Source organism: Paraburkholderia sp. FW306-02-B, assembly GCF_058782725.1.
The window spans coordinates 1175544-1197139 of record NZ_JBYSXZ010000001.1 but is presented as its reverse complement, the minus strand read 5'-3'; the positions used below and the strand labels follow the sequence as shown (position 1 = coordinate 1197139).

General features: G+C 61.2%; 18 protein-coding genes, 1 tRNA gene and 2 pseudogenes. 6 read left to right on the top strand and 15 right to left on the bottom strand.

Annotated features, from left to right (window positions below; genetic code table 11):
• Positions 1 to 83: 83 nt before the first annotated feature.
• Together parC and AC3WOG_RS05230 are read right to left on the bottom strand one after the other, a co-directional pair.
• Positions 84 to 2408, bottom strand: a complete 2325-nt coding sequence (gene parC, locus AC3WOG_RS05235; RefSeq protein WP_492577011.1) for a DNA topoisomerase IV subunit A — start codon at positions 2406 to 2408, stop codon at positions 84 to 86.
• A 62-nt stretch (positions 2409 to 2470) separates the two neighbouring features.
• Complete coding sequence (locus AC3WOG_RS05230) at positions 2471 to 4456, bottom strand: DNA topoisomerase IV subunit B (RefSeq protein WP_492577010.1); 1986 nt, start codon at positions 4454 to 4456, stop codon at positions 2471 to 2473.
• 54 nt (positions 4457 to 4510) lie between these two features.
• On the opposite strand from AC3WOG_RS05230, the gene AC3WOG_RS05225 reads away from it, so the two are divergent.
• Positions 4511 to 4762: a hypothetical protein gene (locus AC3WOG_RS05225; RefSeq protein WP_492577009.1), complete on the top strand. Its 252-nt coding sequence runs from the start codon at positions 4511 to 4513 to the stop codon at positions 4760 to 4762.
• A gap of 91 nt (positions 4763 to 4853) precedes the next feature.
• Here AC3WOG_RS05225 and AC3WOG_RS05220 read toward each other — a convergent pair whose 3' ends face one another.
• Together AC3WOG_RS05220 and AC3WOG_RS05215 are read right to left on the bottom strand one after the other, a co-directional pair.
• Positions 4854 to 6776, bottom strand: a complete 1923-nt coding sequence (locus AC3WOG_RS05220) for an ATP-binding cassette domain-containing protein (RefSeq protein WP_492577008.1) — start codon at positions 6774 to 6776, stop codon at positions 4854 to 4856.
• 171 nt (positions 6777 to 6947) lie between these two features.
• Positions 6948 to 7349 (bottom strand): DUF4399 domain-containing protein, encoded by a 402-nt coding sequence (locus tag AC3WOG_RS05215; RefSeq protein WP_492577006.1) that lies wholly within the window; start codon positions 7347 to 7349, stop codon positions 6948 to 6950.
• 324 nt (positions 7350 to 7673) lie between these two features.
• Here AC3WOG_RS05215 and AC3WOG_RS05210 point away from each other — a divergent pair, with 324 nt between their 5' ends.
• Together AC3WOG_RS05210 and AC3WOG_RS05205 are read left to right on the top strand one after the other, a co-directional pair.
• The gene (locus tag AC3WOG_RS05210) at positions 7674 to 7865 is read left to right on the top strand and encodes a rubredoxin (protein WP_028196839.1); all 192 of its coding nucleotides are present in this window, start codon (positions 7674 to 7676) and stop codon (positions 7863 to 7865) included.
• Positions 7866 to 8346: 481 nt separating this feature from the next.
• A pseudogene (locus AC3WOG_RS05205) lies at positions 8347 to 8541 on the top strand (hypothetical protein); the annotation flags it as partial.
• A gap of 390 nt (positions 8542 to 8931) precedes the next feature.
• On the opposite strand, the gene AC3WOG_RS05200 reads toward AC3WOG_RS05205, so the two are convergent.
• Positions 8932 to 9348, bottom strand: coding sequence for an ester cyclase (locus tag AC3WOG_RS05200; protein ID WP_492577004.1), 417 nt, complete (start codon positions 9346 to 9348; stop codon positions 8932 to 8934).
• A gap of 199 nt (positions 9349 to 9547) precedes the next feature.
• Between AC3WOG_RS05200 and AC3WOG_RS05195 the strand changes: the two genes are divergently transcribed.
• Together AC3WOG_RS05195 and AC3WOG_RS05190 are read left to right on the top strand one after the other, a co-directional pair.
• Positions 9548 to 10432 carry a LysR family transcriptional regulator gene (locus tag AC3WOG_RS05195; RefSeq protein WP_492577002.1) on the top strand — a complete coding sequence of 295 codons (885 nt, stop codon included), beginning with the start codon at positions 9548 to 9550 and terminating at the stop codon, positions 10430 to 10432.
• A 103-nt stretch (positions 10433 to 10535) separates the two neighbouring features.
• Positions 10536 to 11180, top strand: coding sequence for a phosphatase PAP2 family protein (locus AC3WOG_RS05190; protein ID WP_492577000.1), 645 nt, complete (start codon positions 10536 to 10538; stop codon positions 11178 to 11180).
• A gap of 480 nt (positions 11181 to 11660) precedes the next feature.
• On the opposite strand, the gene AC3WOG_RS05185 is transcribed toward AC3WOG_RS05190, so the two are convergent.
• From AC3WOG_RS05185 to AC3WOG_RS05175, 3 genes and pseudogenes are all read right to left on the bottom strand, one after another.
• Positions 11661 to 12080, bottom strand: coding sequence for a lysozyme inhibitor LprI family protein (locus AC3WOG_RS05185; RefSeq protein WP_492576998.1), 420 nt, complete (start codon positions 12078 to 12080; stop codon positions 11661 to 11663).
• A complete protein-coding gene (locus AC3WOG_RS05180; protein ID WP_492576997.1) occupies positions 12077 to 12571 on the bottom strand; it encodes a glycoside hydrolase family protein in 495 nt (164 codons plus the stop codon). Before AC3WOG_RS05180 ends, AC3WOG_RS05185 begins: the two co-directional genes overlap by 4 nt.
• 102 nt (positions 12572 to 12673) lie before the next feature.
• Positions 12674 to 12925 (bottom strand): annotated as a pseudogene (locus tag AC3WOG_RS05175) (DNA adenine methylase); the annotation flags it as partial.
• A 598-nt stretch (positions 12926 to 13523) separates the two neighbouring features.
• Here AC3WOG_RS05175 and AC3WOG_RS05170 point away from each other — a divergent pair.
• A tRNA-Arg gene (locus AC3WOG_RS05170) sits at positions 13524 to 13598 on the top strand.
• An 850-nt stretch (positions 13599 to 14448) separates the two neighbouring features.
• Here AC3WOG_RS05170 and AC3WOG_RS05165 read toward each other — a convergent pair.
• The 7 genes from AC3WOG_RS05165 to AC3WOG_RS05135 all read right to left on the bottom strand — a co-directional run bounded on the left by AC3WOG_RS05165 (position 14449) and on the right by AC3WOG_RS05135 (position 21436).
• The gene (locus tag AC3WOG_RS05165; RefSeq protein ID WP_492576995.1) at positions 14449 to 14775 is read right to left on the bottom strand and encodes a DUF4148 domain-containing protein; all 327 of its coding nucleotides are present in this window, start codon (positions 14773 to 14775) and stop codon (positions 14449 to 14451) included.
• Between the two features lie 612 nt (positions 14776 to 15387).
• Positions 15388 to 16188 (bottom strand): helix-turn-helix domain-containing protein, encoded by an 801-nt coding sequence (locus tag AC3WOG_RS05160; protein WP_492576993.1) that lies wholly within the window; start codon positions 16186 to 16188, stop codon positions 15388 to 15390.
• Complete coding sequence (locus tag AC3WOG_RS05155; RefSeq protein ID WP_492576991.1) at positions 16169 to 17131, bottom strand: AraC family transcriptional regulator; 963 nt, start codon at positions 17129 to 17131, stop codon at positions 16169 to 16171. Before AC3WOG_RS05155 ends, AC3WOG_RS05160 begins: the two co-directional genes overlap by 20 nt.
• Positions 17132 to 17201: 70 nt before the next feature.
• Positions 17202 to 18275: a porin gene (locus AC3WOG_RS05150; RefSeq protein ID WP_492576989.1), complete on the bottom strand. Its 1074-nt coding sequence runs from the start codon at positions 18273 to 18275 to the stop codon at positions 17202 to 17204.
• Between the two features lie 127 nt (positions 18276 to 18402).
• The gene (locus AC3WOG_RS05145) at positions 18403 to 18729 is read right to left on the bottom strand and encodes a c-type cytochrome (protein WP_492576987.1); all 327 of its coding nucleotides are present in this window, start codon (positions 18727 to 18729) and stop codon (positions 18403 to 18405) included.
• Positions 18730 to 18792: 63 nt separating this feature from the next.
• Positions 18793 to 21012: a xanthine dehydrogenase family protein molybdopterin-binding subunit gene (locus tag AC3WOG_RS05140; protein ID WP_492576986.1), complete on the bottom strand. Its 2220-nt coding sequence runs from the start codon at positions 21010 to 21012 to the stop codon at positions 18793 to 18795.
• Entirely contained in the window at positions 20993 to 21436 is a 444-nt protein-coding gene (locus AC3WOG_RS05135) for a (2Fe-2S)-binding protein (protein ID WP_492576984.1), read from the bottom strand. Before AC3WOG_RS05135 ends, AC3WOG_RS05140 begins: the two co-directional genes overlap by 20 nt.
• Between the last annotated feature and the right edge of the window lie 160 nt (positions 21437 to 21596).

Genomic DNA, 21596 nt, shown 5'->3' with positions numbered 1-21596 from the left:
ACCCCGAATTTTTACTGCACACGGCGCGCTTGAAGTGCGACTCAAGCTCAGGCGCGCGCCGCGTTCCTACGTTTGCGTCCTGGTTAAGCGGCCAATACCGGACGCATACCGTCGAGCTTCATCTTGCTCTCAGGCGCACGCCCCTTGCGCGCCCGCTTGCCGATATGCGGTGCGAGTGCGGCGCCGCTCAGTTTCTCTTCGTCGACGCGGCCGCCACGACGTGTGCCGATCAACACGACACCCGCATTGTTGATCGCCAGCGCCTGCACCAACGTTTCGTTGTCGTCGAGCGCCATCAGCGTGACGCCGCGTCCACCGCCCGACAGCGTCTTCATCTCGTCGAGGCCGAACACCAGCAAACGCCCACCCGAGGACAGACACGCGATATGCGTCGCATCCGGCAGCATCGGCATCGGCGCGAGCGGCGCGGCGCCCGCGTCGATCGTCATGAACGACTTGCCGGCCTTCACGCGGCTCACCATATCGCCGACCTTGGCGATAAAGCCAAAGCCGTTGCTCGACGCGAGCAGCAGCGCCTGTTCAGCCGACGCCGCGTAGTAATGCATCAAATGACTGCCCGACTCGAGTTCGATCAGCGACGTGACCGGCACGCCGTCACCGCGCCCGCCCGGCAACATTGCAACGGCAACCGAATAGACCCGGCCATTGCTGCCCCACGCGACCAGCGTATCCGGCGTGCGACACTGGAATGCCGCATAGAGCCCGTCGCCCGCCTTGAACGTGAAGCCTGCCGTGTCCAGCCCGTGGCCCTTCAGCGCACGCACCCAGCCCTTCTGCGACACCACCACCGTGACCGGTTCGTCGACCACGCGCGCTTCGAAGGTTGCGCGCTTTTCCTGCTGGATCAGCGTGCGGCGCTCGTCGCCGTATTGCTTCGCGTCGCCTTCGATTTCCTTGATGAGCAGACGCTTCATCGCCGATTCACTGCCGAGCAGTTCTTCGAGCTTGGCCTTCTCGTCGCGCAATTCGGACAGTTCCTTCTCGATCTTGATCTTCTCGAGCCGCGCCAACTGACGCAAGCGGATTTCAAGAATGTCCTCGGCCTGGCGGTCGGACAAGCCGAACGCGGCCATCAACGCGACCTTCGGTTCGTCCGACTCGCGAATGATGCGGATGACTTCGTCGATATTCAAAAAGACGATCATCCGGCCTTCGAGGATGTGAATCCGGTCGTCGACCTTCATCAAACGATGGCGCGTGCGGCGCGTGACCGTCGCGAAGCGGAACGCGATCCACTCGTGCAGGATTTCGCTCAAGCCCTTCTGACGCGGCCTGCCGTCGCCGCCGACCATCACCAGATTGAGCGAGGCATTCGATTCGAGGCTCGTATGCGCGAGCAGCGAATTGACGAACTCGGTTTGATCGATGCGGCTCGACTTCGGCTCGAATACCAGACGCACCGGCGCGTCCCGGCCCGATTCGTCGCGCACGGCGTCGAGCAGCGCAAGCATGGTCTGCTTGGTCTGCAACTGTTCGGGCGTGAGCGCTTTCTTGCCGAGCTTGATCTTCGGATTGGTCTGCTCTTCGATTTCTTCGAGTACCTTCTGCGCGGACGTATTCGGTGGCAGTTCGCTGATGACGAGTTGCCACTGGCCGCGCGCGAGATCCTCGATCTTCCAGCGTGCGCGCACCTTCAGACTGCCGCGACCGCTTTCGTATGCAGCAGAAATTTCCGCTTCGCTCGAAATGATCTGACCACCGCCCGGGAAATCCGGACCCGAGATGTGCTGCATCAGTTCGGCATGCTGGATCTTCGGATTGCGGATCATCGCCACCGCGGCTGCTGCAACTTCGCGCAGGTTGTGCGAGGGGATTTCTGTTGCAAGACCCACCGCGATGCCTGAAGCGCCGTTCAGCAACGCGAACGGCAAGCGCGCGGGCAGCTGCTTCGGCTCATCCTCCTTGCCGTCGTAGTTCTTCATGAAGTCGACCGTGCCCTGGTCGATTTCGTCGAGCAGCAGCTTCGCGATCGGCGTGAGGCGAGCTTCGGTGTAGCGCATTGCCGCTGCGCCGTCGCCGTCGCGAGAACCGAAGTTGCCCTGGCCGTCGATCAGCGGATAGCGCATCGAAAAGTCTTGCGCGAGGCGCACGAGTGCGTCGTACGCCGACTGGTCGCCGTGCGGGTGATACTTACCGAGCACATCGCCGACCACGCGTGCCGACTTGACTGGCTGCGCGTTGTCGCCGAGGCCCATCTCGTTCATCGCGAACAGGATGCGGCGCTGCACCGGCTTCTGGCCGTCGCACACATCAGGCAGCGCGCGGCCCTTGACCACGCTCACCGCATAGTCGAGGTACTGGCGTTCCGCGTAGTTGCCGAGCGTCAGAAAGTCGCCTTCCGGCGGCGGTGGCTCGGTGAAAAGGTCGAGAGTGTTATCGTCGTCCATCTAGATTCCGTATCCGTGTTTGGCGTGAAGTTGCTTGGCGAACTGAGGCGCTACCAGCGCGCTCAGATGTCCGCTTCCACTTCGTTGCCCTTTTCTTCCAGCCAGCTGCGCCGCGACGCTGCTTCGCCCTTGCCCATCAGCATCGTCATGCGCGCCACCGTGGCGTCGTAGTCGAGTTCGCCGAGCGCCACTGGCGTCAGGCGCCGCGTGTCCGGGTTCATCGTGGTGTCCCACAGTTGCTCCGCGCTCATTTCGCCGAGGCCTTTGAAGCGGCTGATGGACCACTGTGTTTCGCGCACACCGTCTTTGCGCAGCTTGTCGAGGATCGCTTCGAGTTCGCCTTCGTCAAGCGCGTAAAGTTTCTGCGCCGGTTTCTTGCCGCGCGCGGGCGCATCGACCCGGAACAGCGGCGGACGCGCAACACACACGTGACCGCGCTCGATCAGTTGCGGGAAGTGCTTGAAGAACAGCGTGAGCAACAGCACCTGGATGTGCGAACCGTCCACGTCGGCGTCCGACAAGATACAGATCTTGCCGTAACGCAGATTCGACAGATCGACCTTGTCGTCCGGGCTATGCGGATCGACACCGATCGCCACCGAAATGTCGTGCACTTCGTTGTTCGCGAACAGACGGTCGCGCTCGGTTTCCCACGTGTTCAGCACCTTGCCGCGCAGCGGCAGGATCGCCTGATATTCCTTGTCGCGGCCCATCTTCGCCGAGCCGCCCGCCGAATCGCCCTCGACCAGGAACAACTCGTTGCGGCCGATTTCCGTCGATTCGCAATCGGTCAGCTTGCCCGGCAGGACGGCCACGCCCGAGCTCTTGCGCTTCTCGACTTTTTGCCCGGCACGGGTACGTGCTTGCGCCTGCTTGATGACGAGATCGGCGAGTTTCTTGCCGTGCTCGACGTGCTGATTCAACCAGAGTTCAAGCGCCGGGCGCGCGAACGACGACACCAGCTTCACCGCATCGCGGCTATTGAGGCGTTCCTTGATCTGCCCTTGGAACTGCGGATCGAGTACCTTCGCCGACAGCACGAACGACACGCGCGCGAACACGTCTTCGGCGAGCAGCTTGACGCCCTTCGGTTGCAGGTTATGCAACTCGACGAAGCTCTTCACCGCCTGGAACAAACCGTCGCGCAAGCCGGATTCATGCGTGCCACCCGCAGGCGTCGGAATCAGATTGACGTACGACTCGCGCATAAGCGGACCTTCTTCGCTCCACGCGACGACCCATGTAGCGCCCTCGCCTTCCGCGAACGTCTCTTCGCTGGTGCGCGAGTTTTCTACATAACGCTCGCCTTCAAAAAGAGGAATCAGCAGATCGCTGCCGTTCATGCCTTCTAGCAGATAGCCGCGCAAACCGTCTTCGTATTTCCAGCTTTGCTGCTCGCCGGTTTTCTCGTTGATCAACGTGACTTCGACGCCCGGCAGCAGCACCGCTTTCGAGCGCAGCAGACGTTGCAATTCGCCGAGCGGCAGGTTCGGCGAATCGAAGTATTTCGGATTGGCCCACGCGGTGACGCGCGTGCCGGACTTCTTGTCGCTACGCGCGGCGGGCCGCACTTCGAGTTGCTTGGCGACGTCGCCATTGGCGAAACTCAACTCGGCGACTTTGCCTTCGCGCCAGACAGTGACGTCGAGGCGCGTGGACAGCGCGTTGGTGACCGACACGCCGACGCCGTGCAACCCGCCCGAAAACGTGTACGCGCCGCCGGCGGCTTTATCGAACTTGCCGCCCGCGTGCAGGCGCGTGAACACGATCTCGACGACCGGCACGCCTTCTTCCGGATGCAGGCCGAATGGAATGCCGCGGCCGTCGTCTTCGACCGAGACCGAATGGTCCGCGTGCAGCGTGACCGTGATTTGCCGGCCGTGGCCGCCGAGGGCCTCGTCCGACGCGTTGTCGATGACTTCCTGAATGATGTGCAGCGGATTCTCGGTGCGGGTGTACATCCCGGGCCGTTGCTTGACCGGCTCCAGGCCCTTCAACACCTTGATCGACGCTTCGCTATACGCGGCGTTTGGCTTTTTCGTAGACATGGTTGACTCGGGTCCGTCGGTTCATCGTTGTCCACAGGTCCTGTGGACAGGTCCGTGGACAATGCGTTGAGTTTTCAAAAAAAGCGAAACGAAACAACGGGGTTAGGTGGGGTGCCCGCGGAGCGGGCAAGCTGTTTTGTCGCCTCGCTTCCCTTCGGCGCGCTCGACGGCCGCTCGATGCCGGCTGTACAGCCCGGCTACGTCAGCGCCGGTGCGAACGCCGGGGGGGAAGCCCGTTCGCGGGGTATTTTACTGATTTCGATACCGGCGGCAATTCACGACGTGCGGGATTGGCCGTTCGGATAAGAGGCGGCGCTCAGGTGTGGTCTCTTTTCGAGACCCGCATATGACCTGGATGTGACACGACTGTGACCCGAGCCGACGCCGCCCTCGCGCCTCATTTGCGCTTGTTTTCCAGCTCGTCCCAACGTTCCAGCGCGATCAGCAATTCTTCGTCAATCGCGGCGTAGCGCTCGGTCAGACGCGTGCCTTCCTGTGGGTCTTTCGCGAAGACCGAACCATCTTCGAGTTGCGCGCCGATGGTTTTCTGCTCGGCTTCGAGCGCGGCGATTTTCGCCGGCAGCGCCTCGAGTTCGCGCTGATCCTTGAACGACAGCTTGGCGGTGCGCTGCGTGTTGCGGCCCGCTCCGCCGTCTTTCGCCGCCACTTCCTTCGCGGCTTCTTTTTGCGCTTCCTGCGCCATCTGCTGCGAGCGGTCGCGCTGAATCTGCCAGTCGGTAAAGCCGCCGACATACTCGCGCCACTTGCCCCCGCCTTCCGACGCGATCACCGAAGTCGCGACGTTATCCAGAAACGCGCGATCGTGGCTGACCAGCAGCACGGTGCCGTCGTATTCGGTGAGCAGTTCTTCGAGCAGTTCAAGCGTGGGGATGTCGAGGTCGTTGGTCGGTTCGTCGAGCACCAGCACGTTGGCCGGCCGCGCGAACAGACGCGCCAGCAACAAGCGGTTGCGCTCGCCGCCCGACAGCGACTTGACCGGCGAACGGGCACGCTCCGGCGCGAACAGGAAGTCGCCGAGATAGCTCATCACGTGTTTCTTCTGGCCGTTGACTTCGACCCACTCGCTGCCCGGGCTGATCGTGTCGGCAAGGCTCTTTTCCAGATCCAGCTGCGCACGCATCTGGTCGAAGTACGCCACCTGCAAATTGGTGCCGACACGCACCGTGCCTTCGTCCGGCGGCAATTCGCCGAGGATCATCTTCAGCAGCGTGGTCTTGCCCGCGCCGTTCGGCCCGACAAAGCCGATCTTGTCGCCGCGCATCACCGTGGCCGTGAAGTTGTCGACCACCGTGCGCGCACCGTAGCGCTTGGTCACATCGGTCAATTCCGCGACGATCTTGCCGGACTTCTCGCCCTGCCCGACGTCGAGCTTGACGTTGCCCTGCACGTTGCGGCGCTCGGCGCGCTCGTTGCGCATCTGCACGAGCCGCGCGATCCGGCCGACGCTGCGCGTACGGCGCGCTTCCACGCCCTTGCGAATCCACACTTCTTCCTGTGCGAGCAGCTTGTCGAACTTGGCCGCTTCGACTTGCTCGACTTCAAGCTGCTGCGCCTTCCTGGTCTGATAGGCGCTGAAATTGCCCGGATACGACAGCAGACGCCCGCGATCCAGTTCGACGATACGCGTGGCGACACGGTCGAGAAACGCGCGATCGTGGGTAATAAAGAGCAGACCCGCGCGCAGCGAGACCAGCAGCTCTTCGAGCCAGCGAATGCCGTCGAAGTCCAGGTGGTTGGTCGGCTCGTCGAGCAGCAGCACGTCCGGCTGCACGACCAGCGCGCGCGCCAGCGCGACGCGCTTTTGCATGCCGCCTGACAGCGAGCCGACCCGCGCTTCGCCGTTCAGACCGATCTGCTGCAGCGTGGTGGCGACGCGCGTGCTCCAGTTCCAGGCGTCCGAATGGTCAAGCGCCGATTGCAGCGTGTTCATGCGCGACATCAACTCGTCATGCGCCGGGCCTTCCGGCTCGTCAGCGAGCTGATTGGCGACCGCGTCGTATTCATCCAGCAGCGCGCGAGCGTGCGTCAGGCCGGCGGCGACCGCCTCGAACACCGTGTCGTCCGTATCGAACTCCGGCTCCTGCGGCACATAGACGGTGGTGAGATTCTGCTGGCGCGTGACAAGACCGTCATCCGGCTTGGTCAGCTCGGCAACGATCTTCAGCAGCGACGACTTGCCCGCGCCATTGCGGCCGATCAGCCCGACGCGTTCGCCCGCTTCGAGAGAGAAATCCGCGTGATCGAGCAACGCGACGTGACCGAACGCCAGTTGGGCGCCGGTAATGGTGTAAAGCGACATGGAGAATTGGAGAAAACAGCGATGAGTCGGAACTGCTCATTGTACCGGGCGCACGGGCGGCTGCCTGTATGCCGGACGAGATAGGCCAAATGGCCGGCTTGCAGAACGAATACTGAGCGCAGGAACGCTGCCGGACGGTGCTTGCACGCCTGGCGGCGTCGTACGAAACGATTACTTCACGTGAACCGTGATGGTTTGGCTCCATTCCGGGCCGTACGAACGGTGCACACCGTCGCCGAATTGCAGCGTCAGCGTGTGGTCGCCCGGCGGCAACGTCAGATCGGTTTCGGTCTGGCCTTTGCCGAAGTGGAGCGAATGGTCGTCGGCCGGAATGACTTGTCCTTTGGGAAGCGGCTTGCCGTCGATCAACAGATGATGATGGCCCGTGCCCTCGGTCATCGTGCCGGCCGGCGCGATCTTCATGCCGTCGACGCCGAACACCGCGTGCACCGGATTGCTGACTGTTGCGCCGTCCTTCGGCTGCACGAACGACACGCCTTCGGCCTGCGCCACGCCCGATGCGGCGAGCAACCCGGCTAGCACGGCACCGGTCAACCATTTGTTTTTAAACATCGTTTTCTCCTTTGAGGAAAGCGGCTTGATGCGCTGCGTGCCGGACGGCCGTGGCGGCATGATGCGCTGGGCGCCGGCCATCGCCAAGGGGGTCATGCGTCTGGCATGAACGGTTTCGAGACAGGCAGCGGCTCAGAGCATACACCGAGTGCGTGAAGCGATTCGCGGCGCGATGCCGGACGTTTCAGCGGGCACTTTGCGGCGCTGCGACATCGTATCCGGAGGTCCGTTTGGCAAATTCCGGTACTATTGTGGGTTGCCGCCACCGCCCCAAAAAGGGGCACAACGGGCGGATTGTTGTATTGAACCGAGAAAGAGTGCGTCGTGAGTGAAGTAATTGAAGTGACTGAATACAAGAGCTGGGTCTGCCTGATTTGCGGCTGGATCTACAACGAGGAAGAAGGCCTGCCCGAAGAAGGCATCGCGCCAGGCACGCGTTTCGCCGCGATTCCCGACGACTGGCGCTGCCCGCTGTGCGATGTGAGCAAGGCGGAGTTTGCGGTGGTGGAGTTCTGATTTCGCTGGATTGAGCCGGTGATGCACCGTTGGGGTGCAGCACGTCAGGCGGTCTGGACGGTCCGGCGGGTGATGCCTGCTGGGCCGTTTGCTTTGTGGAGTGGGGCTTCGCTGCCCTCCTCCCGCTCGGGCGTGTTCGATATACTCTGCGCACGCTGGCGAATTTGGACTCGCCCGATCCTCGCGGACCTTGTCCGCCGGCAGGATTGAAGCGATGATTTCAGTTCGGTCCTCTCCCCGTATTCAGGGGGTGGAATGACAAGCGCAAGCCTTGTCAGCTATGGCCTCTAGCCACTGCTATAGCAAAACCGTGGCAAACTCAAAACCACTCAGACATATCCCCACACAATCGCGCAACCGCATTGCTGCCGAGCACCGGTTCGTCCCAGAACGGCCCATTGCAGACCTTCGACGTGTCGATCAAAATTGACGACAATGTTCCCAAGAGACGATTGTGGGTCGTGCTCCATCGTCGGAGACGCAGACCGATTCCGGCCCGGTGCTGTACGACTTTCGCGACCATCCGCCATTTGTGCAGCGCTCGGGTAAGCGCATGACGGTCAAGCGCGTGTTCTGGCAAGGCGATGAAGTTGTGATGCAAAGCTCGCAAGGCTGGTTCCGATTCAAACGCGGCGCGCTGACGAAGCTGCAGTCGTCTACGACGACGTACCATTGATCGCGCAAGCCGAACACACGCTCGCCAGCGATGACATACACCGCCTCGCCGCGCACGCCGTTGCCTTTCTCCAAGTCGCCTTAGCCTCTTGTGGGTCGCGCTGAGCCCCTCGTCGTGGGACAGGGTTCGGCCAAAAGGGGACCTTCGGCACTGTCGCCAAGATCGTCGGCAATTTGTGTGAGCACGATCGTATGGGAAACCGTACCCATATAGGCGAAGGTCGACCCGCGTAATGGATGTTCGCTACCGGTGGCCATTCAGAGAGAACGGGTTGCGGTATTCGCGGTTCCGTAGTGGCTCGTCTCTTCGGCTATCCAACTCGCGAAAAAGGGTGCATATGCATGGTCGTCCCGACTGGCCGTGCATACGCCGGGCGCTACTATCTTCCGCTCAGCGTGGAACCGCACCGATTTGCTGCAAGAGGGCGAGTAGATCAGGTTGCCCGCGCTCTTCGACAATTTTCCCGCTGGAAAAGCGATAGAAGTTCATGGCTTGAACCTGAATCTTCTTTCCGCTCGCAGGCACGCCAAAGAAGGTGGCTTGGTGAGTACCGCGCATGATGAACCGTGCAGCAATCTTGTCGTCCTCCGCGATCACTTCTTCGAGCGTCCATTGAATGTCGGGGAAGCCGGAACGCATCATGCCAATGATTTCCATATACCCGCGCGGTCCCGTCAACGGGTCAGGGCGGCCAGGGACGTGGAAGATTGCGTCGGCAGCAATAAGCTCGTCGGCGAGTACCTCGTTGGCTGTGTTGATGAATTCGAGAAAGCGAGACATCAAGAGTTTGTTCGATTCGGCGGTCATGGTTTGAGCCTTGTAAGTGAGTGCCGCCGTCCGCAACGGCGTGGTTCATGTGCGCTGCTAAACGGGACGTAGAGCAGGCTGCGGCGCGTCGCGTATGTGCCGCGTTGGGAGTGCTTACGACGTCTTGAACAAGTCTAGATTGAAAATTCATCGAGATAAATGCGTGATATCTTTGGACATTCACAACAGGATGTTTTGAATGGATCGCTTGACCGGTATGAGCGTTTTTACGAAAGCAGTCGAGCTGGGCTCGTTCTCAGCGGCCGGGGACGCGCTTCAGATGTCGCCGCAACTGGTCGGGAAGCACGTCCAGTTGCTCGAACAGAGCCTGGGTGTGCGCTTGCTGAACAGAACGACGCGTCGGCAAAGTCTGACCGATGTCGGACGGGCGTTCTACGAACGCGCCAAGATCATCCTGGCGGAGGTCGAGGCGGCTGAAAATCTCGTTGCTGAAACCCGCGCGGTGCCGACCGGTCGCCTGAAGGTAAATGCTCCGGTTAGCTTCGGTGTGCACACCCTGGCGCCGAAGTTGCCGAATTACCTTAAGGCCTTCCCGCAGGTCGCAGTTGACCTGACTCTTTCAAATAGAGCCGTTGACCTGATTGACGAGGGTTATGACGCGGTGTTCAGGATTGGGGAGTTGGGCGATAGCGGCCTGATTGCTCAGCCCCTGGCTCCATACCAGTTGGTGCTGTGCGCTGCGCCGTCGTACCTTGCCGCGAACCCGCGCATAACGACTCCCGCTGACCTCCAGTATCACGAGTGTCTTGGGTTTATGCACACGTCGCTAAGATCGGAGTGGACGTTTGATGGCCCCGAGGGGCGAGTCTCTGTTCAGGTGTCGGGTCGGTTTATGGCCGACCACGGAGAGGTGCTACTAGCGGCCGCAGTGGCGGGCGTCGGTGTCATGCTTCAACCCGTGGAACTGGCGAAGGGCGAGCTCGATCGTGGCAATCTGGTTGTCGTGCTTCCGGGTTATCAGGCTCCTTCGCGGCCATTGCACGTTCTATATGTCCACGATCGCCGAGTGACGCCCAAGCTGCGGAGCTTTCTGGATTTTGCGATTGAGCAATTTGGGGCTTAGCGAAGCTATGGTTCCTCAGCGTTGTTCAGATGCCATCGGTGCCACACTCTGTCGAGCAGGCACCGATGGCAGTGACCGCTTTCGGGAAAACTGAAGGTCTCTGGTGGGTCGCGTACTGCCCAAGGGCGTGGTGTTGGTTGCACTGCTGTGGTGGGTCTGGTTCAGGCCCGAACGTGCGGAAGGTCCTGACGGCGAGGCCGTCCGGCGACACCATCGCGAACTCGTCGTGATCGCCATCGCGAGCGGCCTCGTCGCGCTGGCGGCCGGCTGCCTGCTTGCGCACTACCTGCCGTTTCGCCTGCGGCCGATGTATGAACCGGCGTTGCGTGCGTTCTATCCGGAGGCCAACGTGGAGGAGCCGGTGCTGCGAACGTGGAGTGCGTTTCCGAGCGATCACTCCATGCTCTGGTGCGCGGTCGCTATGGGCATTTTCCTCGCCTCGCGGCCCGTGGGGATCTACGCGCTGTTCCACGCCGTGGTGCTGATCGGCCTGCCCCGCATCTATCTCGGCTTGCACTACCCGACGGACGTGCTGGCCGGTGCGGCGCTCGGCATCGGCATCGCATGCGTGATGAACGCCAGGGCGATACGCACGCGCATCGCCGCACCGATACTGGCGTTCGCGCAGCGCTATCCCGGCGTGTTTTATGGCGCCGCGTTCGTGCTTAGTTTCGAGTTGGCGACACAGTTCGATGAGCTGCGCGTGTTGGCGCATGCCCTGACACATGGGATGTCCCACGCGTTGTAGCTGGTCGGGAAGGTGTGGAGGGGGAGGCGCTCATCGCCCCCTACTGGACACGCTCGCACGCATGGCGTGGCACCTGATCGGGGTAGGAAGGCGTTCAAAGCCGGATCGCCTACTCGCGGCCTGTGGGGCCGCAATGGCCGACGAGCGGGTGTCCTTTTGCCGATGGAGAACGTCCGGATTGCGGTAGAACCGCGGACATCCGTTGTCGGCAAGCGAATGTCGGTAACTGGCCGCACTGAGACGAATGACGACCGTCTCAGTGCGGCAGAACCCGCTCCCATTTCAAGCTTCCCTAGCGGTCGATAACCGGGCACTTAGTAACGGCGAACAAAGGCCGCGGCGTTGACTGAGTCCTTCATTCAGCTGCGCTTTTACAAGCATATTTGTCGCCGATCACCAACTTCCGGCCGGCATGCGGGGCGCTCGCGCCAAATGCTTTTTCTTGGTACTACAGCACCCGAAAATGCGTCGGCTTGACGGTCAATCGCATCGGCGAATCGATCCGATGACCTTCGTCATGCGGTCGGTCTCTGCCGCCTGGCAGGCGGCAATTTCCATCGGTACGACGGAACCACCTCCGTTTTCCGCCTCGGCAGATTTCTTGCAACTTGCATCTCGGCGGTTCTTCCACGCGGCGATTTTGTGTTCCAAGCGCGCTTTGCAGCCCGGTGATTTTGCGGCCTTCTCTTCGACGACGTCCTGCAGCTTCTGCTCGGCAACCACCCTGTCGCGCCATGCGCAGAAGTTCAGGCTTGTCTGGTTCGCGTCACAGTTCGCGAGCATGCCTTGCACCTCGCTCGCCGGCAGTCCGCTCTGCTGCGAGATTACATCAGCGGGATCAGGGGCATCAGCAAATGCCGACGAGCACGCGAGTGCAAGTACCAGCAGCGCGCGCTTCACCGGACACCCTGCTTGGATGGCGCAGCCTCTTCGCGGCGGCGGTTCACAAGCCCATTCACGCGACGCGGTGGCAGGCGGTGTCCCTGTGCGTCGCGAGGGTGCACATAGACGCAAAGTGCCATGTTGCTTGCGATCAGCGCATCGTTGCCGCTGTTAGCGGCAACAAATGTGTCGCGCGATCCGCTTTCGCCGGAGTTATAGGCGAAGCTCACCAGCGCATCGAACTGATCCCGTGTGAGTTCGTGGTTTCGCACGTTGCTTCGAACGATCTGTTCGGTGAGTCGGACCTTTGTGGCGAGTTGCGCGTTGACCTGCGCGATCGACACGGGGCGTTGCAGCTCTTCGGCGGAGCAGAGCCCGAGGTGGGCGAGTGTGCCTACTCCGTAGGTGCAGTTGTTCGCTACATCGTTGTAGTAGTTCATCACGGCACCTTCCCGACGGCGCAAATCCGCCCAGCCAGCGGGGCTCAGGCGCTTTGATTCATTCGGCATAATGTCCTCACGGAGATTAAGTTCGACAGCACTTTATCATTCGTAGGATGAAAGCCTTCATTGAAAGAATCCCCCGACCATGGGCTCCAACTGTCGAACAGATCAGAAAAGGCTGGCCGGCTGCGCCGTATCGTTCCAGCTGAAAATAATCACCTCCTTCCTCGACGCTTCCTTCCCGCCGCCACCCACCGTGTATTTGATGTCGACGGTCTCCATGTAGAAGCCATCAAACGCCTGCCGGATCATCGGGTGATCGTTCAGGCTCACGATTGCCCTGCCCATCAACGATCGCAGTCGAGCAGCCATCTCAACGTATTCGGAATATGGAAACGGAACGCCATAACCTTCAGTTTGCGATCGCGAACCAACGCAAGGTGATTCTCGGCGCCGATATCGTCCCATCGCAGGTTAAACAGTTCGCCATGGCGAAACGCGCACTGCATCGCGACGCGTAGCAGATCGCATCCTGCAGTCGCAGCAAGATATAGTCCTCGTTCGATTTCGGTCTGACTGGCCGATCCGATTCAGCCCGCGCCTCGCGGTACTTTTTCACCAAGTCACTGACCGTCACGGTCACTGCATCGCCGGCGTTCTAGCCCTTGTCGATCTCGACTTCCTTTTCCCGCGCCCAAGCCTCGGCAGCACCTTTCGTTTTGAACGTTTTTGCTATACTCTGCCCTCGCTTGCGTACTTGGGCACGCCAGCGACTGCCTACTGGCAGGATTGAAGCCATGGTTTTCCCCGTCTCAGAAACTGTAGCAGTGCCAGATCACTTTCGTGACGCTACAGGGTCGTTTTGTAGCAAAAGGTGTAGCAGGGACGGCGATAAACTAGACTTCACAGCATGTCACGGCGCTTCATTTAGGAAGAGGCAGAAAAGCCGGAAACGCCCACGGGGCAAGGCAAAGAGCCTGATTGAAAAGGTTTCGGTCCACCCCACTAAAGAGTCTATCTCCCCGTAGTTCAATGGATAGAACAAGTGCCTCCTAAGCGCTAGATACAGGTTCGATTCCTGTCGGGGGGACCAACTCGCTGCCCAGCGTCTCCCAAGTTTTCCCCCAAAAGCCCTGCACGCCTTTCGCTGCGGGGCTTTGTTGTCGCGCGCATCGGCACTCAACAGCGTGGCTGACCGATCGCGCGCAAACCTACCGTCGCAGGAATCTCAGGCCGATTTTGCAATAGTTAAATATTCCACCAAGCAAGTGAGATTAACGTTCCATCACGTGTCTTTTGCGCGGTGGAAAATGAAAATCTCTCGTGATCTTTCAGTAGTCGCAGGACTCGGTGTGCTCGCTGTGTTCGTCATAGGCACCAATCATTTCGGCCCCGCGACACAATTAGAGCAGGAGAAGCACCGGCATTCGACCGTCTGCTTTGGTGACAGCCGAGTCATGCAGCAAGACACGCCAGCACCAGAGCCGCAAAAGATCATTTCACTCCCATGCGATGAGGAGCGCCCGCCCCTCCTGACGTCTGTTCACCCTGAACAGAGAACAACCTCGTGAGGAAATGCATCCTTGCGCTTGCTGCAACGGCCGTCACGCTTTACTCGATTGCGCCGGCAATCGCCTCTGATCACGACCGCGTGTGTCACAAGGTCCGTGTCCACCATCACTGGGAGACGCGCTGTCACTACTAAGCGCCGGCTGGCCCCGCCGACCCTGTACATGCTTTCAAAAGAAGCACGGCACGGCGGACGATAGTCGACGTGAAAAAACGCCCGGACAGGAAAAGCCGGGCGAAGCCGCCGGGACTCCGACGACGGAGGAGTACCGATAATGACAAAACAGGCCCGCGTCCTCCGTGAGAGCGAGCCTGTTTCGTGTTGACGTGAATCTAGTCAACGCATGATGCGTCGACGTTCACATCGGTATCGATTAGTGACCGATGTAGACCACCGGCGCCGAGTACGAGCTCACCGTCGTTTCCGCGCGGCTACCCGACTGCGACGCGCCGCTAGTCGCCGAACCATAGCCGCTGGTTTGCGCGTTACCATTTTGGGCAGCTACGCGTGCTTCAGCTACCTGGATATCCGCCGGGTAATGCGGATCCTTACCGACGGCGGGTGTATAACCGGCCTTTTCAAGCTGGACAAGCTCAGCACGAACCTGGGCGCGCGTGACGGGTCCGTTCGATTGCGCGAACGATGCGACCGGAGCGGCGAGAACGAGTGCAACAGCGACAGCTTTGATGAGCGATTTCATGATGACTACCTCCAGAGATTGTTTTATGTGGCGCGACAGACACGCTTGTCTGTAACCCATGAACGCAGTCTAGGAGGGGCTAAAGCCAGGGTAAATACCTAAACCATGAAATCACTGTTGCTGGAAACGCGACAATAGCAATGCCGGATCATCACAGCGCCGACGATAACGCCCGCGCCGAACTGCTCGGCCATTCGATGGTGAAGTAGTTCGGCGCGCTTGAGTACGACCTAACTTGCTCAGCAAATGGAACTCTGGATACAACCATGCGCACCGTGCGCGGAACTATACGGACAGCCGTCGACGGTCGAGCCACACGACAACCTGACCTTGAACGCCGCCGGAGCGGTGAAAGACGCCCAAGCCGAGCAACACTTCACCTGCATCCGTTGCGGTGCTGCGTTTGCACGCATCGTCGCCGGCCCCCTCCCGCGACAAGTCTGGATGCTGCTGAATGCCGGGCAGCATTGACCGGGCGCGTCGCCGTCGCTCCCGGGTTTATGGGAATTAATTTGCACCTATCGATTGCGCATACTTCGAAAAGCTGCAGAGCGTAGGTCGGCGGCGTGCAGTTGAGATTGCACTGCTCCTGCAACTTAAGCGCGCCGAACGTTACTGCGACACCTTCATCTTCCGGGCAAACCGCTGCGCTGCGAGCCCAAGCGCACCGGTCGCCCGCTCAACCATCGAAGCCGCATCAAATCCCTCCTGCACGCCGACAGAAAGCGCATAAACAACCCGCCCGTTGCGCAGCATCGGCACGGCCATGAGCGGAAGCGCAGCATCATCTGGACAACCCGCGCAAGTCATCACTTCGCCAGTCGACCATTCATCATCGTGCGTTGCGCTAGCGCATTGCATTCCCGCGAACCCGTCATCTCCTTCCCTCAATGACCAAACGCGATGTCCCATTCCCGCGACCGCAAACCGCGTCCCCACCCTTGTTACCGCACACGCCCCGTGCAATGCAACGGGCAACGCCTGCGCCAGCACCACCATTTCATCGTCATCGCAAGCGAGCAATTGCGCAGCAGCCAGCGTCTCATTCGCAAGCTCATCCAGAATCACAGAAGCCACCCGAACCACCGTCGCGCCCGCTAGATAACTCGCGCCGATACCCAGGACCGCAGGCCCCGGACTGAACCGCCCAGCACTGTCCATCACCAGAAAGCCAAGCGCGACCAAACTCCGCACCAGCCGCGCGACCGTAGTACGCGGTGCATCCACAAAAGCCACCAGTTCGCTCATCTGCAGCTTCGGCCGCGCCGTCGAAAACGCCTGCATCAGCCGAAGCCCGCGCATCAGCGCCGGAACCAGGTTAGAAGCACCCGCGATAGGTTGCACGTCGTCTTCATCCACAGAAACACTGGTTGAAACACCCGCACACACATCGTCAACCACGGCGACGCTCAAGATCGAGTGGATCGGGCGCGGACCTCACGTACGCTTTCGGCGGCATTCCTGCCCAGCGGCGAAACGCGCGCGCAAAGGCTTTCTCCGACGAATATCCCACGCTCTCCGCAATCTCGATCAAGCGGCTCCTGCTGCGCATAAGCTCACCTGCTGCGAGATACATCCGGTACGCCGTCAAGTGCGCGATCGGCGTTTCGCCGACCAGTTCGACGAAGCGCACGCTGAAACCCGAGCGCGACATGCCGGCCGCCGCAGCCAGATTCGCCACGGTCCATTCTTTCGCTGGCGCGCGATGAATCAGCGCCATGGCTTGGCCGATCTGCGCATCGGCCATTCCGCGCAGCCAGCCAGTGTGGCCGCCCGTGCTGTTCGATAGATGCGCGCGCAACAAATGAATGAACAGCACATCGGCGAGGCGCGCGGCGGCCATCGCCCAACCGGGCTGCGCCGCCATCGACTCCTGAATGAAGCTGGTCAGCGTCGTAGCGAGCCACGGCGCAATCGCGGCATCGCCGGCGCGAATGTGGATCAGCGGCGGCAGCACGCCGAGAAAAGGATTGCGCAACGATTCGCGAAACACCACGATGCCGGTGTAAAGCTCACTCACTGCGCCTTGCCCGCCTGCCGAAAACGCTAGCGGCGTATCGAAGCGCGGCTCGATTCCCTGGCTCGCCATCAATGCGTCGAACGGCACGGGCACTTCGTCGAGCGCGGAACACATCACATGCTCGTGACCATGCGGCAGCAACACGAAGTCGCCGGGTTCGACGCGTACCGGCTGCATCCCTTTGACGACGATATAGAAAGGATAGCCGGAGCAGGTCCGAAACGGCGCGCCGGCAACCGCGGGCTTATTGAACGACCATGGCGCCGCCAGCGAAAATCTGCCCGTGACGACCGTATCGGCCCGCAGGTCGGAAAGGACATCGCTCAGCAAATCCATGGTTCGCCTCTCCTCGGCTTGCACTGTAGCGCCACTCGCCTGCCGGACCGCCACAGCCGTTCGCATCGCACTAGAACCGCTGCTGGATACCGACCATCACGCCGAGCTGGTCGACGCCAGTTTGCACGGTCCCCGCAGCGGCGACCGGTGCAGCCGCCTTCCGGCTATTCAACATATATCCGACCGACGAGTACACCGAGGTGCGCTTCGACAGGAAGTAGGTGGCGCGCGCAATCAGCAGCGTCGAATCGGATACGCTTCTGACGTTATATCGCACCATTTGCGTGTCGAGTGAAAGCGACGGCAACGCGAAGTAATTTACGCCGACAAAAAACAGATCCGTCTGCGTATGAACCGCCGCCGACGTATTGCGCCGCTCCCATCCGCCGCCGAGTTTCGCGTCGCCGTACTTGACGTAACCGTCGACGATAGTCCGCGTGTCGGTGTACGCACTGTTGGTCAACGGCGCGGATGCGCCGGTTCCACCGCGCATCACGTCATACGATGCCGCCGCGCCAAAGTGCGTCGAGTCGTACGCAACCAACGCGGTGTACTGCCGGCACGCGACGAAGTTGCCCGCCACCTGCCCCGCGCAATTGGTGGCCGATGCGCCGGCCGGGCCGGCCGCGTCGCGTCCGAAGCTATACGTGCCGCCGACCGTGAAGCCGCCAAACTTGCCAAGATAGCCTATGGCGTTGTCGCTGCGCGCATTGGGCAGATAGGTGTCGAAGCTTGCCATCGAATGAATCGACGGGCCGATGATATCGGCCTGCAACAACGCGTAGTACGACATGTTGAACTGACGGCCGAGCGTCAACGAGCCGTACTTGCTGCTGATCCCGAGGTTCGCCGCACGGCCGAACAGGCGGCCGCCGTAGTTCAATGCGCCGGTGCCTGACGCAAAGCCGTTTTCCAACTGGAAGAAGGCTTGAGTGCCGCCCCCGAGATCTTCCACGCCGCGCAAGCCGAAGCGCGACGGCATTTCGCCGGTGAGCGTGGGCACGCCCACGACCGAGCCGCCGCTGGCCGCATTGTTGTAGTACTGCACGCCCGTATCGATGATGCCGTACAGCGTCACGCTGCTTTCTGCATGGGCCATGCCCGTCATTCCGATCAGGCACGCTGCCGCAAGATATTTTTTCATTTCCAAACCTTTGTCGTTTAGCGATCCGAATCATCGTGGCTGCTCGGGCGGCTCTCTGGTGCCGATGATCCGGTAAGTGAGCGAAGCTAAAAACGCCCGCGCCGTTGCGGACTTGGCAGTCGATACGTCAGTGATCCGGTGCGCCTGCCAGAACCCAGTTGACGACGAGGCGGGCATCGGCGGCGTCGATTCGGTTCGGCGGCATCGGCACGTTGCCCCACACGCCGGAGCTGCCCTGCTGCACATGCTTGACGAGCAGCGTCGCGGCATTGTTCTGCCCGCTGTAGCGCGCAGCCACGTCGCGATAGGCGGGACCGACGAGCTTCTTATCCACTGCGTGGCACCCGAGGCACGCATGTTCGCCGGCGATCGCCCGCGCCCGGTTAAAGTCGGCGTCCGCATGCGCCTGCGCCGCGACGCATGCGAGCGCAACAATCAAAGCGGTTCTTTTCATAAGGTCTTCTTCAATAAGTGGGCAAATGGGGAGACGGCAGCGCGCACGCGCTGCCTGCAAAGATCAAACGTCGAAGCTTTGCGGCAGAGGCATTGAGCGCATGCGCTGTCCGGTTGCGCGAAATAGCGCAGCGGCAACAGCCGGTGCCACCGGCGGCAACGCCACTTCGCCGCAGCCTTGCGGTACGCGGTCGCTCGGCACGATCACGACTTCCACCTTGGGCATCTCCGACAGATTGAGCAGCGGATAGTCCGCGAAATTGCTTTGCACCACCGCGCCATGCGCAAAAGTGATTTCGCTCTTGAAGGTGTTCGTCAGCGCAAAGCCGATTCCGCCTTCGATCGCTTCCTGAATCAGCATCGGGTTGATCGGTCGGCCGCAATCGACGGCGCACACTACGCGCTCGACCTTGACGCGCTTCTGCACGATGCGCAGCTCGACGATCGTCGCGACGTAAGTCGAAAACGCGCCGCCGCGGCCGGTGTAGAGGCAAAAAGCCATGCCGCGATGCAACCCGAGCGCTGTCTTGCCGAACCAGTTGGCTTTTGCGGCGGCGCTGTCGAGCACCGCGAGACTCAATGGATCGTGGCGAAGCATTGAACGCCGATAGCGCAACGGATCGATCCTCGCCGCATCGGCCAATTCGTTGATGAAGCTCTCGAGAAAGAACACGCTCGACGTGCTGCCGACGCTGCGCATGAAGCTAACCGGAATCGGCTGCGGCACGTGTACTGAATCCACCAGCAGATTGGGCACGCCGTAGCAAAGGTCATAGATGCCGTCGAGCATCGTTTCGTCCCAGCCGCCGGCTTTCTCGAAGAAGTCAGGTTTGATCGACTTGTAGAGCGACTGCCCGACCACGCGCGCGTGCAGCGCCGTCGGTAAGCCATCCTGACCGAGCACCGCGCGCATCCTTGCGGACGCACATGGCCGGTAGAAGCCGTGCTGGATGTCGTCCTCGCGCGAACGAATCACCTTGACGGGACGCTTGACTGCTTTCGACGCCACCGCGGCATGCACGACGAAATCGGGCACATATTTGCGGCCGAAGCTGCCGCCAAGAAAAGTGGTGTTCACGATGACCTTGTCGGCCGGCAGCTTGAACATCGCGGCCATCGTCCAGCGTACTTTGTCCTGGCCTTGTATCGGACCCCACACTTCGATCTCGTCGGCGCGCACATGGACGGTCGCGTTGACCGGCTCCATCGTCGCGTGGACGATGTATGGCGTGTGATAGTCGGCTTGCACCACCGTTTGCGCGCCGTCAAAGCGCGCTTCCGGATCGCCGATGCGCGTGGCGAGCGCCGCATACGCCGACTGCAACGCGCCCTTGCGTTCGTCGAGGATGGTAGCGCTGTCGAGGGCGCCGCCGGCCGGCGTGTCCCATTCCACTTGCGCGGCGTCGCACGCTTTCTTCGCCTGCCACCAGGTATCGGCGACGACGATCAGCGCGTCTTTCGCCAGCACGGTGTCGACCACGCCGGGCATCTTCCGCACTTCGTCTGAATTGGTGACGCGCAGTGGTTTGCCGCCGAGCGTCGGCGCCATTTTGACCGCACCCGCCAGCATGCCCGGCACCTGCACATCGAGCCCGTACTGCGCCGAGCCATTGACCTTGGCCGGTGCGTCGAGCTTGTGCAACGGCTTACCGATCAGCGTGTGCGCAGAATCGGGTTTGAGTCGCGGATGAGCGTGCAACGGAATTTTCGCCGCGTCCGCCACCAGCTCGCCGTAGCTGAGCGACCGGCCACTCGGGATGTGCACGACCTGACCGCGAACCGCCGTGCATTGCGTACTGCGCACCTTGAAGCGGCGCGCGCCAGCTTCGATAAAGGCGGCACGCGCCTGCGCCCCGGCAATCCGCAAACGCTCATAGAACATCGTCACCGACATCGACGCGCCGACGAATTGCTGAGGCAGCTCATTGGCCGCGTCGATGCGATACGCGTCGCGGCCGGTCACAAAGGTGACCGAGACCTTTTTCCAGTCCGCATCCATTTCGTCGGCGAGCACTTGCGGCAAACCGGTGTAGACACCCTGCCCCACTTCGGCTTGAGACAGCCCGATGACGGTATGGCCGCTCGCGTCGATGCGAACCCAGTCGTTGATTTCATAGCTCTGCGCGTCGCCATCACTTGCATGAGCGTATTCGCTGATGCTGAGCGGCAGAACAAAACTTCCCGCGATTGCAAGGCCGCCTTTAAGGAATCCGCGACGGCTCTCCGACGTCTTCTCGCGTTGCGCCCTGCGCAAAGGCGTCGTCTCAGTGATCCGCTGCGACATGGATAGCCTCGCGGATACGTTGATAGGTCGCGCAGCGGCACAGATTGGTGATTGATTGATCGATCTGCGCGTCGGTCGGTTTCGGGTTCTGCGCAAGCAACGCAGCGGCGGCCATCACCATGCCGGACTGGCAGTAGCCGCATTGCGGCACGTCCTTCGCGACCCACGCGCGTTGCACGGGATGCGACCCATCGGGCGACAAGGCTTCGATCGTCCGGATCGATTTGCCCGCCACCGCCGAGACCGGCAGCACGCACGAGCGCACCGCTTCGCCTTGCAGATGCACCGTGCACGCGCCGCACGCGCCGATGCCGCAGCCGTACTTCGTGCCAGTCAGCATCGCATGTTCGCGAATCACCCATAGCAAAGGCGTCTCCGTGTCCCCATCGAAGGAGAACGAGCGGCCGTTGAGTTCAAATTGCATTGCGTGTCTCCCGGAATGCTGTCGTCTTTGAGCGAACGCCGCAGATAAAGCGACGTCGACGGGCAGATTCTCGATGCCGCAAAAATCAGCATCAATGACCGGGAAGCTATAAAAAGACACTGATCGTCCAGCGCTCGAAAATAGCGCTTGCGCCGGCACG